The following is a 17129-nucleotide window of genomic DNA, read 5'->3' on the forward strand; positions in this document are numbered from 1 at the left end:
GCGCCCCCTAAATTTTGGTAATAAAAAAGCACCTTTTGGTGCTTAGAATTTGTTGATGTGTGGCGACAAGCAAAAGCCGAGATTGAAATTCGGCACAGATGCATCAGCCGATATAATTAAAACATCAACGCTATTATATGCTGAGCAATAGATTTTGCCGTTTTCAGCAAGGACTCCACCTGCCCACTTGAGACCATCGCTTAAACCAGCCCCCATACTTGATCGCGTCGCGGTACCTTCAATCGGATCAATAATTAAAATATTATCAGAGCTAAATGGCACACAATAAATTTTGCCATCTACCCCCAACACCCCGCCTTGCCATTTACTACTGCCACTTAAACTAGCACCCATATTTGAGCGAGTTGCTGTATTGGTTTCAGGGTCTATAATTAAAATATCTGTTGCGTTTACCGGCACACAATAAATTTTGCCATCTACCCCCAACACCCCGCCTTGCCACTTGTAATTCCCACTTAAACTAGCCCCCATATTTGAGCGAGTTGCTGTATTGGTTTCAGGGTCTATAATTAAAATATCTGTTGCGTTTACCGGCACACAATAAATTTTGCCATCTACCCCCAACACCCCGCCTTGCCATTTCTCACTACCACTTAGACTAACCCCCATGTTTGAACGTGTGGCTGTGTTTGCTACAGGGTCAATAATTAATATGTTGGATGCGTTTGCTGGTACACAATAAATCTTACCATCTGGTGCTAATACACCACCCTGCCACTTGACACTACCACTTAGACTAACCCCCATGTTTGAACGTGTGGCTGTGTTTGCTACAGGGTCAATAATTAATATGTCTGCTGCGCTAAATGGTACACAATAAATCTTACCATTTGGCGCTAATACACCACCTTGCCACTTCTCACTACCACTTAGACTAGCCCCCATGTTTGATACAGTATTTGCAATCGGATCAATAATCAAAATGTCTGCTGCGCCAAATGGTACACAATAAATCTTACCATTTGGCGCTAAGACTGCTCCTGAAAATTTTAACGATGCCCCACCTGTATTAAAACTTCGTGCAGCTGAGCCGGTTAATGAGTGAAAATCTTTTGCTTGCTGTTGAAGCTTTTGTAGAAACGCAGACGTTTTGAGCCACATTCCGGTTTTTACTTCAACTTTAAAACACTCAGTAAAAACCTCTTGATCACCCAGAAAACAAGAAAGCATGTAGCATATTGTTTGACCTTCTTCTACGTCAAAATCTTCATAGAATAATTCACCATCAGTTAACTCAACCAATGGCGGTGGCTTGGTGCTCACATCAAACTCTTCATCACTTTTGTAAATCCGCACCCCTTCAGTAATGACGTTATCATCCGTCCAACTTATCCGAATTTTTACACTTGCTGTCATAGCTCAATTACCTCGAAAGTCACGTTTTGCAGTGCAATCAGATTAGATATACGTACTGTATGATTGAATGCATTAATACAGTCATATCCATCACGTACTGTTTTTAGATTAATGTGCAATGATCTTGTTTCAGCTTGCATTACAGACTCAAGCAACGTGTAGCTGTTTAATGCGGTTACATTGGCACTATGTGTTGCAAGCTCCAAGCCATTTTCATCAAGCTCAATCACTGTGAGTAATGTTTGTGTGTTTAGCTCAAGCGTAACTGAGCCTTCAAAGTAGCCAAGAATTTCACCACCAGTTTGCTGCAACCGGTTTCGATTTGACCATGTCAAAACAAAGTCATCTTCAAAATAAATTGGCATAAAAGCATCATTAATTTTGACATTTGCAGGTGGATATGGTCGATATGCTTCACCGTTTAGCATAATTAAATGAGCAGTGGCCAATGCTGGTGAAAGCTGCGCAGAGCTGGTATTTGTCAGTACTTTCGCATTCACGATTTCACCTGCGTAGTAGTCAGTATTGTCTACCGCAAGCCATTGATCACAGAAATACAGCCGGGCTTCGGCAGCATGCGCTGCAGGCCGAGTACCAAGCACACCGCGTTTCACTGTGACTGTGTTTGCAACAAGATCAATCGCCGTAACAGCAAGCTTTTCGCCATCAAGCAATAACCATTCGTTTAGTTCAATCAAATCAAGATCTGTGCCGTCTTTAATTGAAAGTACTGTCTGCATGCGATCAATGCCTGCATTTAATAGTGCAGATGGACAATAGTCCAATGTTGCTTTTGTGCTGTAGCCGCCTTGTCCTGCTTGCATATCTGCATTTGTTGAATTGCGCTGATGCCGCGCTGCAATCACCGCAACTTTTGAAAGTGTTGGGTCTGCATCAAGATCTGCATTCACTTCTGATTCGCTTGAGAGTTGTACGGCATCAAAATACGGTAACTCAATTACACGCACAGTCGGATTATCTAGCGGCGGCTGATTCATTGGGTTTTCAGTTGGTGGCACATATGGTGCCAATGAATTCATTGGTGTGCTAAATACATCCTCAATCGCTTCAATTTTCACACTAAGATCGTGTGCGTCTCCGTAATCGATTGTCTTAACACGCATGATTGAGCCCACAACACCATGAACACCCCAATTCCATGTAAATGCATCACCAACTGACAGCTTGCGGCCAAAATCGGGATGCACTTCATTCAATGTGACCACTTTCAGCGGACTTGAAAGCGCATGCAAATCACGCTCTGCCGCACGATATGCGGTGGCTGCATTGGTAAAGCCATCGTATTCAACAGGCTTATTCACTAAACCGTTTTGCGCAATACGCGCGGGATCTTGTGCGGTTGATGTCGCATTTTTACCGGTTTCTTTATTCCAGTATGTCACAGTGACTTGATTGACCTGCTCTGCTGCAGTACGAATTTCATAATCTGAAATTGAACGCACATTGGACTCATCTAGCACAACCAAAGATTCTGCTTCATAGTCATCGCGAATCAGTTTTAGCGTCCATTTATTTGTTTTTTTATCAACAAAACAAGACGCATCAATGTGCTCGCAAATCAGATTAATAATGTTTTGAATCTGCCCCTCATCATCAAAAACAATGCTCATATACATGTCTTCAATTTTTAAGACACGCCAAGCTTCAAGGAATGAATCTTTATCAAGCATTGATTCAGGTTGACCTAATCCCCACTGGGCATTTGTGATGCAGAGCCATAACATGTCAGCTGGATTCATATCTGGTTCACCAGTGCGAATACCAAACCACGCTTCTTCATTAATTAATGTAGACCCGTCGTCTGTCCAAATCCACGGACACAACAATCCGCCACCTAGCTTGACATCTTCACGCACCCAATTGTCTTCCGGTGTATTGTCTAAACTTGACAAAGCAATATGGTGCGGTAAATCAGCATTGTTGGCACTCGCAATAAACTGAGTGTATAAACAAAAATGCTTAACTGCGTTAAAGTGGCTCTGCGCTGTTGCTGTATGCGATACTGTAACATCCTCCCCATCTGCAATAATGACAAATGTATTGCGCGTCGCTTCTGCGTTGTTAGAAAAAAATGAATACCCTGTGCTCATCATTTCTGTAAATGAATTGCCACTCACCTGGTCTTTATATGCAATAAAATCCCCAAATTCACCCGCATCGCTGACCTGAAAATCAATAAAATCTTTATAGGTCACAGTTGCGTCAAATGCGATAATGCGAACATTTAAAACACAGTTGTAGTAAGTTTCTTTAAAAAAAACTAAGGTATTAACAATGCTTGAAAGTGTATTCTTTAAGCGCACAAAGTCTTGCATTGATAATGATTTTGAGCAGTCAAAAGCAAATACAAAATTTGAAGGAGTGTTGGTAATATTGGAGTTAATGCCGCCAACATGTGAAATACGGTATTTCCAATCCTTCATGTAGTTTTGATTGCCGATATATCCCTGCTTCCAAACAAAAGAACTAACGCCACGGTATGCCGGCACATTGCCCACGCCTAAGACCGACTCAAGGTATGGATCAGGCTGCTGATCTGGTGTGCCGATGTAATAGTTAAAATTGCCTGCAACACCACCACCAGAGTCATCACCACCAAACAAGTGAGGCTTTGAAATTCTACTAGATTCATTACCCACCCCGCCGTACCATGCTTCTTTGTCTTCCACCCAAATTCTGCGCAGATATGCGCCCGCATGTGCAAGCACGGCATGGAATCCGACAGAATATTTATACCCAACTGTCTGTTTCTTTCCGCTGCTCATTTTCTTCCACCTTTGCTATCTCTACGACTCTTAAAGCCATCGCATCATTTGTGTCAATCAATTTTTGCGCCTCAATTCCGTTTGCTAAAAAGTCTTGCCAATCCCAATTTCTGGCATTAAAAAAGGGCTTAACGCCCTCTTTCCTGCAATACCCAGCTGCTCGCATATGTCGAATATAAATTCTCATTTCTTAATCGCCTGACTTTTTTGATCACCAAACCACACCACACTACCCTTCACATCACGCGTACCTAGCACTACTTTATTGGTCACCCCCTCCTCGGCAGTAGTAACCTCCACATCTTGTGCTGACATTCTGTTTTGCTGGCCACGCATCATCGCAAAGCTGACAATCAGCGAAACAACCATGGCAACTGCTGCATAAATCAGTAAATTCATCGCTAGATCACCTGCCGCTCAAGTGGGTTGTCGGTCGGTACAAAAGGGAAGCCGCCATAATTTGGCATGTTTCCGTAGGCCTTGCAGGCTGTCGGTGTGCGCATGCAGCCGGGGTAGAGCGTTACATATGGAATTGCATCTTTTGCGGATTGTAATTCGGTTTCAGCCATAGAAAGCGTTGCAGTTTTGTCTGAAACTACCGTTTCGGCTTGCAGTTTTTCAGCTTGCGCCAGTGCTAGCACATCTATCAAATCTTGATAATTTGGATCATCAAGACCAGCGTTATCAACTACGGTTTGTGCGTCAATTTCAGCTTGTGTTTTGATTACTAAATCTGCTTGTGCGTTAATCAATTCAGTTTGAGCCGTATCAAAAGCCAATTGTTTTTCATCAATGGCTGCAAACAAAGCTGCAAGCTGAACATCTTCGATCACATATTTAGAGAAGCTGTCATAACGGCGCTTCAGAATCAGCGAATTCTGCTTACTTTCATCAATAGTAATCAAGACACCGGTTGGATCTTCAATCATTCCAATCTTGAAGTAATTGTCTGCGTACAACTCAAGATCACGCAGCACAACACTCAACTTATCAACGCTTTTGATTGTAGTTTTTACTGCATAATCATCTTTATTCAGTCGACACTCATCACTGAATACGCGATACGGACACGGCCCTTGAATTTTACGTGTAACAGCATTTCGACCCACTTTCGTGTATTCGGTTTCAAACTGCAGTGTGATGCCTTCACTTTTCGGCTTTACTTTGACAAGACGACCCGACCAGAACTGATTAAATTGCGTGCCTTCATACGCAAACATTTCAACAGTCGTCAACTCTTCAAGTTCAGAGCGTGAGAGATTTTGTGCAAGCTCTGACTGTAAAGAAAATTCAACATCCATGACTTCTTTTTCAAGTGTTGTGCCTGATTTGTGCCGACCACGCTTGATGACATGCGGCTCAAATGAATAGCCCAGGTGTTCAATAAATGCGTCACCATTGGTATAAGCACGAACCACAGCACCGGTTTTAAACAGATAAAGCTCACGTCGGGCAATCGTTTCGCGACCATTGCCCAGCACTCGCTTAAAAAATTGCATCATGGCTCTATCTCCAAAATTGAAACTGAAGATTCAGTGATATTTCCGCCCTTGTACTGAATATCAGTAGAATCATTATTAAGGCGATGCAGGCCCAAATAACTGATCATTTGAATGCTTGCTGCAGGCTTATTCAGAGCTGGTGAAATGGTCAGTCTCGTATTAACACCATTTTTTACTGCAGCAGTGATTGTGTGCGCAGACCAGACATTATTTGCTTTGATTGCGATATGCTTGCGATGCGCAGCAAACTCCAAATACTGGTTAGATTCAACATCCAGTACAGCAGCTACATTGCCTGTGCTTTTTACATAGAAATTGCGCTCAAAAGTCGGAAGCCAGAATGGTCTAAACATGCCGAGCCGTCTAAACAGAAACTGGCGATATTCATACAGCTCAGCTTGCGTTTTCATTACTGAGCGCATCGGCTTACCATATTTTGCATGCAGCCAATTCGTATGCCGATCAATTGGTCCAAGGCCAAAATCAACAACTGTCTGGTGCTGCAACACAGTGACATTCAGCGAATCCCCTTCAAGAAGAAGACGTTTAAAATATATATCTTTACCCAGAAACTGCGCTGGCGCCGGAGCATTTTTATAAGGAGCATCCAGCACCTGAAATTGCAGTTTAGGCTGACTCCAAACCGCATTGATCGGTGCTGAAACGTCGCCCAACAAAAAGCCCACTCGAAGTGGGCATATTGTGAAGTTTTGCAGGTCTATTGCTTGATATAGCTTGAGTCCATCGCTACGCACCTCTTGAATTTCAACAACAATACGCTCATTGCCTTTTTTGATTAATGCAAGCGAATCGGGTCGATAATCATAAATTCCAGTATTACAGGCAATAAAATCACCCGATGCGGCGGGTATGCGCTGCCATTCTATGTCCACTGGCACAGCCCACTTTAAGCGCAGGCCGCCATAAAGCACATTAAAATTCTGAACCATGGCTTTTCTTAATGCCACATAATCGATATTGAGCAACTGGGCTGCAGTTTCACGCAACGCGGTGCGCTGCTCTGTGCCGTTGTGAGATTCAAACATATATGTACTGAATGCCAGTGATTCAGACGATCCGACCAGCGTGCATTCAGTGAGCAATACAAGTTCGCCAAAAAGTGTCGTTTGGATTTTCATATTGCCTCTTAAAAAATAAAGCTCACCGAAGTGAGCTTATGCGATACCCATCGCTGCTTTAAAGTCAGACGGATTCGCTTTAATTTGGTTAATTAAAATCTGTCCTCCAGCAGCACCACGCATGTAATTACCAACCAAATCATCCTGCTCAATCTGGTTTACGATTGTGAGCTGCTGCCCCTGAGCTGGAGCAGCTTGTGTCTGTTTATCGTTCAAATATCTAGTCAAGTCTTTATTCTGTTCAGGATTCAATACCCGCTCACCGCCATCCAGAAGCCATGTTCCCTCTTTCGGAATATTATCTATACCGTCATGGGCCATACCTGTAATATTTACCGACCTAATGCTTGCAGCTTGAGCAACCTGTAATGCTGCCGCTGCCGCTCCAATTGCGGGCGCAATATACGGGCCAATATAAGGCGTCCCAACAACAGCATCATAAGCTTTTGAATAAGCAGCTGGGATGTTTAGCATTGCTTGCGCAACAGCAAAAGCTTTTTGTGCAGCAAATAATACGGCGTACGTTTTAGAGTTTTCATCAACTAGGCTTGCAAAACCTCCAAGCATACCCTCCATATAACTAGCAGTTGATTTAGCTTGAAGTTGCAACCTTGCGTTCTGGTACTCTTCCTCAGTAATCAGCATCTGAGCACGTGCTTCAGCAAGCAGATCCATATCTTCTTGGTATGGCGATTTATCCAAGCCCATCATAGACTTGTAATCGCCCCAAACATTTTCACGGTCTGCGTTAGAATCAAGCCCTTGATTAAAGTTCGCCTCTTTAACAAGACTTTGCTTCATTTCAGGTGAATATTCAGCAGTATTAAGAATTTCTTCTCGTACTAATGCGTAATATTCTTTGGCGTAGTCAGCAGCAGATATCCAGTGGCGTTTTGCTTCGAGGAGTTGTTTTGATTGGGCGATTCGCAGCATTTCAGACTCAATTCTATACTGCTCATTTAACGCTTGGATTTTTCCATCTCGCTGTTCTTTGGTGAGCTTCGCATCAGCCATTACTTCCTGATGGCGTATATTGAACGAGTATTCAAGCCTTCTTTTTGCGGTTAGTTTATGTTCAGACACCTCAAAACCTATCTGCATTTCTGCAAGTTTCTTTTCTTGCTCAAATCGTGCCTCAGCCATAGAGATATATTCAGACATGCCATTTTTGCGTAGTCGCTTAATCTCTTCTTCCAGTTCGATTTCTTTTTGCAGAGGCCCACTTGCATAGTCGTAAATAATTCGCTGTTGCTCTTCTAGAATGCGATTTTGCTCGCGGAGCACCTTATTGCTGTCGTTAGCTGCTTTCGCTACATCATTTTGCTTCTTCACCCATTCCTGAGAGCCCTTTGTAACACCCGCTTGGCTGCTCTGAATCTTAGCCATTTGTTTAGTAGCGGCACTAGCAGTATCTGAATACAGTCTGTTAATGTAGTTTGCTACATCCTCGATAACTTTATTATTATCTTGAGCAGCCATTGCAATACCACTGTTTTCAGAAGTTCTTGCGGCAGCAGTGCCGAGTATTGCGCTCTTAAAGAAATTTATACCCGTCCACTTCTTCCAACCAGATTCGACCTCCATGTGCTTTTTAGCCACATTTGCATCGTAAGCCAATCCTGCAATTGAATTGGATAGAAGTCTAATTGTTGCATAAACACCCATACCTGTTGCTGCAACACCCTTAAATACCTCGCCAAGCAATCCACCTGCATCTGCCATCATGTTTGTATTCACAGTGGCATCAGACATGGCATCCCCCACAGAAACAAGCGCTGGTATTAAACCCTGGATAAATTGGTTTGTTGCCCCTTGAACCTGCAGATCTAATAATCCAAGCTGAACTTTTAGTTCTGCAGCCTTGGCGATGGCTGATTCATCCATGATAACACCGGCGCGTTCAGCCGCATCTGCCCAAAACTTAAATCCCTCACCTCCTTGTTTAAGCAACGGGATTAAATTAGTTGTGTCCGAAGCCATGCTTTCCAAATAGAAAGACATTTGTTGCTGAGTGACACCCGCTTCCTCAAGCTTATCTACATACAATTGAAGTGCTTTTGGTCCAGATAGGTTTTGCATTTCTAAAGCAAGTTTTCTTGCTCCTTCAGCACTACCTTCTGTTTTAATGGCAATTTGTTCAAAAAAATCTACAGCACCACCAGAACCAATTGTGATGAATTCCCCTAGCTTTTCATTGAAATCTTTTAACTGGTCTGCGAGCTTTTCTTGGCTGATACCCATTGTTTGAGCACCAACTGCCATTGCTTGAAATTCTTGATTGCTGGCATTCGCAATACTTGAAAAAATACGCAGTTCTTGCGCTGCATCAGCATAGTTCTTAGCCATTGCAAATGCGGCTGCCCCCGCTGCAGCAGCACCCGCCACTGCAACTGAGCCAAAACTATTGACATGCTTGCGCATACTTTCAAAACTTTGCTTAGTTTGTTTTTCTGCGTCTTTAATTGGCCCAACAAAGCTGCCAATCCTGGCAACCAAATCTAATGTCAACGTTCCAAGCTTGGTACTCATACAAAACCTCAGACAATAAAAAAGCACCCTACTGGGTGCTTTGTATGCTTAATATTTTTAACTGCAATGTTTTTTCCAAAGGCTATCCATTTCTTTTTTGGAAATAGTATGCCCTTCTAAATCAACAATATCTTTTACTGATACAAACCTTTTTGCTCCGACGTAACCACCAAAGCTGTTTTTAGAATTAACGGTACCGCAATTTTCATTTAGGAATTCAAATTTAGCTGAATCTGGATCTTTTAAAACCTCTGAAATAGCGCGCATTGTAGATGCTTTAGCTCGTAACGCCTTCTGCTCAACACTCAACTCCACAGGCTCGCTTGTTGTTTTATCCGAGTACATCCAAGTGAGAGCTGCCAACCCCAACATTACAACGCAAATCCAAGTTAACACACTGGTTTTCTTTGGTTGCTTCGCCCCACAACGTGGACAACTTTCCGCCTTGTCGCTTACTGGTGATCCACATTCTTTACAAGGCTTAATGCCCATACCTCACCCCAAATTATTAATTTAGGACAAGATACTAATTTTACGGTCAAAAAGAAACCGCCCGAAGGCGGCTATCTTATTTAAAAATTATAACGAATGCCGGCCTTATAAGTTACGCCATCAACATTTAAATCCGAGCTATTGCTTGAGATACACTGCCCAGCGACACAAGCTTCTGCGTCCTCATTAATAAGCCACTTGTAGCCCATATTCCCAAAAACATCTAGATTATTGTTAACTTTATGCCCCAACTCAAAGTGAATTGGTAGGGTTACATAAGTAAGATCTATTGATACATTGGCGTCAAAATCAGCATCGTAAGCGCTCTCATCTAGCCACGCATACCCAATGCCAGCACCAACCGCAGCATAGTTGTTTTTATTTTCTAAGACCTTATACTGCAACCCAACCGATATTTCGTGAAAATCCATATCCGATGCATTTTGAAATGCATATTCTGCATAAACATCCGTTTTTTGAGTGATATCTGCAGATGCATTCAAAAAGAAGCCATTAAATGTTTCATCACCGCCGAATTCATTTGAACCAATTTTCGAACCCGCATAACCACCTGCAAGTGACATCTGCCCATTAAATCCGACACCACTGGTGGTTGATTTGTTGTACGTGGTTTCTGCTTTTGAACCCATAGGTAATGGCTCGCCGGATTGAAGAATTATTGCTCGATCAGCCAAAGCAAGTGATGAAATTAAAGATAATGTTCCGATTGCTAATAATTTTTTCATACTACCCCCTTAAAAGTAAGGTGATAAATTACTCAATTATTTAAAAAAAGTCTACACAGTTAATAAAAGGCCGACCTAAGCCAGCCCCTTCATCATCATTTCATCTACCGTCAAAATTTCATCTTCAGGCTGGTCTTCGTGCGGCATAAAAGAAACTGCTTCAATATCTTTGGCACCTTTAGATGCCAAGTATGTTGCCGCCAAATTTCCAAAACCCTGCTCAACCCTTCGACCGATAAACAAAGAGCCTCTCCGCATACGATAAGCCCACCAGATCGCAAATTCCTCAGAACTTACTCGCTGTTTTGCTTCTTCAATGGTTCTTCCGCCGATTCCGTTGATGACGAGCTCGCACCAGAATTCTTCTGATTCAAGATCCACTTCTTTCCCATGAAGTCATTCACATCTTCTACTGCCTCACTCATAGATGCGATGATTTCCGAGTTCACGAGGCCTGTGTCCTCAATAACTGAAAAGAACTTTTCATCTTCTGATGAATAGACAGCAGCAAAAAGCATTGCCTTTGAATACTGATCTACAGTCGCCTTGGATTTATCCTCTAGGCCCCAAGCGTCTATAGCTTCTAATCGCTCTTGATGCGAAAGGCGCTTAATAAGAATCTCGCCTTCAAACTTTTCACCATCATTCCCAACAAAACTGATTGTTCGTTCAACCAGCACCCCAACCCCTGCCGCTTTGCGGACAGAGGCAAGTGTTAATTTATTTTTTTTAGCCATGTTTTAAGGTCCTACAGGTGGGAGTGTGCGAATTGTTTCATTCACAATAGAAGTTTTCTTCATTGGGAATTTGTAGCCAACAAATTGCCCTTTTACGAAAGTCTTTTCAGCTAACTTAAGATACCCCTCCCAAACCCACCAAGTGCGAGAAGGTGGCAATGTAACCGCACCGCCTGCGACCTCTGGGGGAGCATCCGAATTGCTTGAGCCTAAATACCAAGTGACTTTTTTACGTGGTGTGGTTTTTGAAAGTGCAATCAGTTTTAAGTGAGATGAGTTTTCATCATCAAGATCAATTGATAGCGACCCTTCACCCGGTGTTTTCTTACCCGGATCGAAGTTATCTTCTTCGTCGTCAAGACAAGTCACATCAATATCTTCTTCAGTGTCTGTACCCAATTCCAGCTCTTTTGCACACTGAACCGATTCAACTGCGGTCGCACCTTCTTCGTGGTAATACAACTGTGATTTTTGAACTTTAATACGCGCCATGAGTAGCTACTCCTCAAATTTTTGGCATAAAAAAAGCGCCCTTTTGGACGCTATGTAAAAATTTTAAATTAAGTTTCAGACCACCAGTTCATATCCCAACCTCTGCCATGCAATTTAGTCTCAGGATCGATGGTGTCTGGATGCTTTCCGTTGTAGTAGAACCCTGCTTTTTCAAGCAAAGTGCGCACTTTCAAACGCAGTGCTTCAGCTTCTTTTGGGCTTGAATGCCAAATCACCATTTGATATGTATCGTTTTCATTAATCGCACCACAATCAATAGTGTTTTCAGGTTCTGAGCCTATGCCTTGAAAAACTAAATATGGAACCGCTGTGCCAATGTCTGCTTGGCTTAAAAAGATTCGATCTCCGAATTTTGATGCTAAATAGGTATCGGCTTTAATGGTTCGAGCAATTGGAGCTGTCATTTTGCGAGTTCCTTATCTAATTCAACACTGAAAACTTGTGAGAATTTATCAGTCACTTTTTGAATATTATTGCTCATTGCGGGTCTCATAAAAGGCGTGGCAGGCATGTTGGCACTGCCAAACTCCAAATATCTCCAATAGGTCGTGATTCCACCAGATAATTTAGATAAGGCTGCGCGATCAGTATTTGCATTCTGTGCAGCACCGCCACGCACACCAACACGCATCACAATTTCATTTTGGCTTCGAGTTTTACCACCAGATACTGCGATATTTTTCCAAATCTTCTCTACTGTTTCAGGATCATCGATCGCTTTGGCATTCACTCGCGCTGCATCACGAACAATATTCATTGCTTGGCGTGCTGCTTTGCGTGCTATGCGCTTTGCAATTTTGGTATTTGCTAACTTCGTAAGCTTTCGATTTAGCTCATCAATGCCATGTATTTGCACATCAAGTGACATAAGCACCTCACATAGTTGAAAGCAAGAACGTCACCGACTCGTAACCTGTGTTTGTATCTTCAAGCGCTTGACTATCAATAGCGTAGGTTTTGCCTTTGTAAATCACGCGCATGGTCGTGTCGATATCTTCTCGATAGCGGATCTTTACACGTGCGACGACTTTGGAATTACTTGCTTGTGCGGCAATTAGGTCCTTACCCGATAAATGGGTGACTTTAGCCCACAAAGGCATGTAATCAACCCATTGCTCAGGAATTGGATAACCATCTTCATCACGACCTGATGTGAGTTTTTGAACTGTGATTCTATGGCGGAGTTCGCCAGCGTTTTGGGTCATAGCATCTCCTACCGTTTTCGTGGTGGCGTTTTTAGCTCACCAGTTTTTTTCATGTTATGACAGGGTTGATAGCCTCCACCTAAGCGAACATTCTTACAAGCCCAACACTGGCATCCAATTAACTTTTTCAACCATTTCATAATGTCTCCTAAACCGCAGTTGGCTTGCGATATGGGTATAGCAAGGCTTGTACCGGCATAGGTAGATAATTACCGTTTAAAGGTGCATCTGATTCAGCATTTCGATATTTATCCCAATACCCACAAAGCATTAAAATTGCTTGGTGGATCGCTTTCGGATATTCAGACTCAAATTCATCTGTGATGTAATTTTTAACAGCACTATCAGCTGCGTCCAAATATCCCTGTAACATCGTGTCGTTTGAATCATCGTCATATCGGAGATGAAGTTTAAGGATGTCTAAATCAACAATGCTCATTCATCACCCCACTTCTTTTGCGCTAATTTAAAGTTTTCATGGCTAAATTCACCTAAATGGTCTTTTTCACAGTGCCATAACGAGCCTTTATGTGTCACAAAACAGCCTTTTTTGTACTGATTTTCTGACTTAAAAACGCCTTGGTATTGGCCTTTTTGGTCTGGATTTTCGGTATTTTGAGGCGTATTTGGTGCAGCTTTGCCAAAAGGGTCATCCAACTGGTCACGCTTAGACAATGCTTCCAACGAATAGTTCTGCTGCTGCATGTAAACCGTGTCACCACCCACCAAAGGCTCTAAATTAAACTGCTGACGCGCTTCATTTGGAGTAAAGATTGAAGCCTTAACTCCGCGTTCCTGAATGCCCATTTTTGTTTCTTTATCCATGCGGAGTAGAGAATCAACATCAAGGAATATTTCAAGGCCACGCGCCTTTAAGTCAAATGCATCATCAAGCAGGTTTTCAATAGCCTCTACCGGGCTTTGTAGACAGTCAGAAAAATAGATTTCATTCAAATCGCCAACCTTCTGCCCTGCCGGAATTGTTCCATACCCAACTTTAAACGCTGGCACATGTAACACTGAGCAAATAATTTCATTCGACATTTTCAGCTGCTCAATCGTTTGAGTATCCGAAGCTGTCATGCTGATTGGCTGATATTTCAAATCATCACCCAGTACCGCAGTTTTACCGATGTTTTGGCCTGTATAGTTCGCATTCCATGCTGCACCGATGGCACGTGCTTTATCTTCTGAAATCGCACCAGGTGCAACCAGAATGCCGCTTGGTCGACTCATATTTCCAAAAGAAGTTTTGGAATTTTTCAGAATATTTAAACCTAATCCCGCTGAAATTCCATAAGCAGTAATAGCAGGAATACCAACCAATGGATGATAGAGACAGTTTTCACGATCATGGATAATCTCGGAGGCTGGAACAACAACAGACTCTGTGCCATTCAGCCGATCAATCCCAAGCTGGTAAAAGACTTGCCCATCATCACTAATCAGTGGTTTTGTTTGATCTGGATTTAAAATAACAATTTTAACTACCTGCCCAAATACATCACGCACCTTAAATCCGTATGCATTACCACGGAGCTTTCGACAGATCATCCAAAACTCTAAAAACTGCTGCCAGTTTTGGTAATGGTTTGGCCGCTTAAGAACCACCAGATCCTCAGGAATGGGCGCATCAACTAAAATTCCGCCTTTCTGCTTTTTAAGCAAAACACCCATTTTCCCAATATCTTGGGAGATTAAAGAAATACACGAGAAAACTGCAGGATGTGCTGCCAAATCTTCACGAGTTAACTCATCGTTTTTCTGCCAAGCACCTGAGTATGGCTCTTGCACAAACAAAGACGTCCATCCTTGGTTTGATTGGACACTTTGCAGTGATTTTTTTCGGAAAAGTCTGTCAAAAATGCCCATCTAAACCGCCTTATTTTTGCTCTGTGGTATCTGTTTTGGTCTTGCGAGTCGTCTTTTTAGGTTCTTCGTAATCTTCCGCTACACCTGTTTTAATCAAAATGTTTGCTTCAAACTCGGTTACATCAAGCACATCACCCGGATTGGCGTTGTGCATAACCTTCAAGTATTTAATCTTCATAGACTGTTCCTATAGCTAAACAATTGTGATGCTTAGATATAAAAACAGCCCCAATTAAGGAGCTGTTTTAGGTCGATTAACCACCTGTTGCATAGTTAAGAAATGCTGCAGCAATCGGACGACGTTTAGCCCAAGTGATGAACTTCTCAACACGTACCGCAAATTTGTTTTCTTGCCATAAGTGGTGAGTCGTACCACCATCAACCAAGGTTGCTTGATCAGAGTAAGACACATCCACACCACCATCCTGAGCAAGCAGGATTTCAGAAGTCTTCACAAGAATGATCTTGTCGCCTACTGCCTGCGATGTGATGACTGGGATACCCATTAATGTACGGGTGCCGCGAAGCGCCATACCTGTGAAATAGCTATTGCCTAACGCATCACGCAACAAACTGATTTGTGCGGCGCGCGTTTCAGACATTAAGAAATATGAGCCATCCAATGAAAGGTTGGCTGTCACAAAGCTATTAATAAGAGCTAATAGGTCAGCTTCATATGCTGCCGCAGTTGTGCCCGTGTTCGGGGTTGCTACAACGCCATTTAAAACACCTGCTGGGCGCGTAGTTGATGCAGCCACCGCATCAAGGAAAGTATTATCAATAAGCGTTTTTGATGCTTCAATAAGATCATCACGTACCAAAACATCTACCGCCGGATCAGAACGTCGCATTAATTCCTGCGTATAAACAGTAATCGCCGCAAGCTTGTGTTCTTTAATTTCCACTTCGCCATAGGTTGGGTTGGTTAATGGCTTAGCCGCACCTTCACCCACCCAAGCAGCAGTGCCGCCTGTTAATTGGCTTGGGATTTTTGAGTTGAACGGTACATTACGGAAGCCTGTAAGTTGGTCAAATACGGTTGCAGCACGGAGCATGTCAACAAATTCACCAACCAAGCGGTTTTCTTGCACTAATGCAGATGCAAAACCAACGTCTGTTGTAGTACCAAGTGTGGCTTTTGTCACTAAGTCCTGAACTTCACCACCAAAGCCCATTTGCTTAGCCATGTCTACTGGTGAAATGAAGTTGCCGTTTTTGGCTGCCAATTGTGAGCAAAGCTTTGCACGTGCATATTGTGCGAAGCCAATACCTTTAGGCAGGTTTGATTCCACCTGAATGCGTGGCACTTCTTTTTTACTTTCAGCCGTGTCTTTTGCTTCCTGCTCAGACTCACCTTTTGCAGCTGTAGCAGATTTTGCAGCTTTTTCGGTAGCAGCGATTAGCTTTTCAATGCGCTGAGCTTCTTTTTCCAGCTGCCCTACTTCTTTTTCCAGTGAATCATACTGGGTGTTCTGCTCAGCATTGAGCGTTAAGCCCTTTTCATGAGCTGCTTTATGTAGCGCTTCCATAGCCTTCTGTTTCTCAGCGATGGTGGCTTTAACTTTCGCTAATTGTGCTTTTAACATAGCGGAATACTTCCTTCATTTGGATTAACTAATTGAATAGGCTGGATGCCTTGTTTTTTTTCTGTCACATCGCTGACAGGAGGGTTTTCTACTTTCGGGTTTTGCGGCTCGTCACCAATCGCGGTTTTTTCTTGCTGCTCGAAAGATTTAGAAATCGATTTAACTTCTGTGATGGATGCTTCTGCATTTGCTGGGATGGTTACAGCTGATAATTCAAACCACTCCCACTCTTTAAAATGCAGACCCCATGAACGCGGGATGTCTTCAACTGTGAGACCGCGAAAGCCAATAGATAGACCTTTAACCAGCCCTGACTTAATGGACTGCCAAGCCTCATCAATGCGGTCTTTCAACTTGCCTTCTTCTTCGATCTTGGCGATCTGAACGGTCACCTCAATGCCTTTGTCTGTCACTACTGCTTCAGTGACTTCACCAATTGGCTGTGAATGCATGTGCTGCCAAAGGAAAGGAATAGGTAAAGCAAACTTGGCACCTTGTGGATCCACAATATCGTCGGCTCGATCCGGGCTTGGAGTTGAAGCAATTCCCTTAATAATTCGTTGCTCAGCATCAAACGACTTGACCTGTAGCAAGCTGTAAGCTTTTTTCATTGGATTCCCCAATAAAAAAGCCCGCTTAATGCGA

Annotated in this window: 20 protein-coding genes; all 20 read right to left on the reverse strand. The window is 42.9% G+C overall.

Translation table 11 applies throughout. The features are described from left to right. Positions 1-42: 42 nt before the first annotated feature. Entirely contained in the window at positions 43-1377 is a 1335-nt protein-coding gene (locus MST16_RS08945; protein ID WP_180091927.1) for a hypothetical protein, read from the reverse strand. Continuing rightward, positions 1374-4163: a phage tail protein gene (locus tag MST16_RS08950; RefSeq protein ID WP_180091925.1), complete on the reverse strand. Its 2790-nt coding sequence runs from the start codon at positions 4161-4163 to the stop codon at positions 1374-1376. The genes MST16_RS08945 and MST16_RS08950 overlap by 4 nt, the downstream gene beginning before the upstream one ends. After that, the gene (locus MST16_RS08955) at positions 4129-4350 is read right to left on the reverse strand and encodes a hypothetical protein (RefSeq protein WP_180004828.1); all 222 of its coding nucleotides are present in this window, start codon (positions 4348-4350) and stop codon (positions 4129-4131) included. The genes MST16_RS08950 and MST16_RS08955 overlap by 35 nt, the downstream gene beginning before the upstream one ends. After that, on the reverse strand, positions 4347-4562 hold the full coding sequence (locus MST16_RS08960; protein WP_180113475.1) for a hypothetical protein: 216 nt from the start codon (positions 4560-4562) through the stop codon (positions 4347-4349). Before MST16_RS08960 ends, MST16_RS08955 begins: the two co-directional genes overlap by 4 nt. Before the next feature lie 2 nt (positions 4563-4564). After that, positions 4565-5665 carry a phage BR0599 family protein gene (locus MST16_RS08965; RefSeq protein WP_180091923.1) on the reverse strand — a complete coding sequence of 367 codons (1101 nt, stop codon included), beginning with the start codon at positions 5663-5665 and terminating at the stop codon, positions 4565-4567. Further along, positions 5662-6804 carry a hypothetical protein gene (locus MST16_RS08970; protein ID WP_180091921.1) on the reverse strand — a complete coding sequence of 381 codons (1143 nt, stop codon included), beginning with the start codon at positions 6802-6804 and terminating at the stop codon, positions 5662-5664. Before MST16_RS08970 ends, MST16_RS08965 begins: the two co-directional genes overlap by 4 nt. Positions 6805-6840: 36 nt before the next feature. Then, positions 6841-9333, reverse strand: a complete 2493-nt coding sequence (locus tag MST16_RS08975) for a phage tail tape measure protein (RefSeq protein WP_180091919.1) — start codon at positions 9331-9333, stop codon at positions 6841-6843. A gap of 57 nt (positions 9334-9390) precedes the next feature. Then, positions 9391-9825 carry a zinc ribbon domain-containing protein gene (locus MST16_RS08980; RefSeq protein WP_180091917.1) on the reverse strand — a complete coding sequence of 145 codons (435 nt, stop codon included), beginning with the start codon at positions 9823-9825 and terminating at the stop codon, positions 9391-9393. A gap of 80 nt (positions 9826-9905) precedes the next feature. Next, a complete protein-coding gene (locus MST16_RS08985) occupies positions 9906-10571 on the reverse strand; it encodes a hypothetical protein (RefSeq protein WP_180091915.1) in 666 nt (221 codons plus the stop codon). 75 nt (positions 10572-10646) lie between these two features. Beyond that, positions 10647-10775, reverse strand: coding sequence for a hypothetical protein (locus tag MST16_RS08990; RefSeq protein ID WP_306669528.1), 129 nt, complete (start codon positions 10773-10775; stop codon positions 10647-10649). A gap of 89 nt (positions 10776-10864) precedes the next feature. After that, entirely contained in the window at positions 10865-11308 is a 444-nt protein-coding gene (locus MST16_RS08995) for a hypothetical protein (protein WP_180091911.1), read from the reverse strand. A gap of 3 nt (positions 11309-11311) precedes the next feature. After that, the gene (locus MST16_RS09000; protein WP_180091909.1) at positions 11312-11800 is read right to left on the reverse strand and encodes a phage tail tube protein; all 489 of its coding nucleotides are present in this window, start codon (positions 11798-11800) and stop codon (positions 11312-11314) included. A gap of 68 nt (positions 11801-11868) precedes the next feature. Beyond that, complete coding sequence (locus tag MST16_RS09005) at positions 11869-12225, reverse strand: DUF3168 domain-containing protein (RefSeq protein WP_180091907.1); 357 nt, start codon at positions 12223-12225, stop codon at positions 11869-11871. Then, entirely contained in the window at positions 12222-12689 is a 468-nt protein-coding gene (locus MST16_RS09010) for an HK97-gp10 family putative phage morphogenesis protein (RefSeq protein WP_180091905.1), read from the reverse strand. The genes MST16_RS09005 and MST16_RS09010 overlap by 4 nt, the downstream gene beginning before the upstream one ends. A gap of 7 nt (positions 12690-12696) precedes the next feature. Beyond that, a complete protein-coding gene (locus MST16_RS09015) occupies positions 12697-13026 on the reverse strand; it encodes a phage head closure protein (protein WP_180091903.1) in 330 nt (109 codons plus the stop codon). Between the two features lie 148 nt (positions 13027-13174). Beyond that, the gene (locus MST16_RS09020; protein ID WP_180091902.1) at positions 13175-13465 is read right to left on the reverse strand and encodes a head-tail connector protein; all 291 of its coding nucleotides are present in this window, start codon (positions 13463-13465) and stop codon (positions 13175-13177) included. Continuing rightward, positions 13462-14898 (reverse strand): phage portal protein, encoded by a 1437-nt coding sequence (locus MST16_RS09025; protein ID WP_180091900.1) that lies wholly within the window; start codon positions 14896-14898, stop codon positions 13462-13464. Before MST16_RS09025 ends, MST16_RS09020 begins: the two co-directional genes overlap by 4 nt. Before the next feature lie 10 nt (positions 14899-14908). Continuing rightward, on the reverse strand, positions 14909-15076 hold the full coding sequence (locus tag MST16_RS09030) for a hypothetical protein (protein ID WP_180091898.1): 168 nt from the start codon (positions 15074-15076) through the stop codon (positions 14909-14911). Between the two features lie 76 nt (positions 15077-15152). Next, entirely contained in the window at positions 15153-16484 is a 1332-nt protein-coding gene (locus tag MST16_RS09035; RefSeq protein ID WP_180073742.1) for a phage major capsid protein, read from the reverse strand. Next, on the reverse strand, positions 16478-17095 hold the full coding sequence (locus MST16_RS09040; protein ID WP_180004048.1) for an HK97 family phage prohead protease: 618 nt from the start codon (positions 17093-17095) through the stop codon (positions 16478-16480). Before MST16_RS09040 ends, MST16_RS09035 begins: the two co-directional genes overlap by 7 nt. Between the last annotated feature and the right edge of the window lie 34 nt (positions 17096-17129).

The organism is Acinetobacter sp. YH16040_T, assembly GCF_024605785.1.
In the GTDB taxonomy this organism is placed as follows: domain Bacteria; phylum Pseudomonadota; class Gammaproteobacteria; order Pseudomonadales; family Moraxellaceae; genus Acinetobacter; species Acinetobacter amyesii.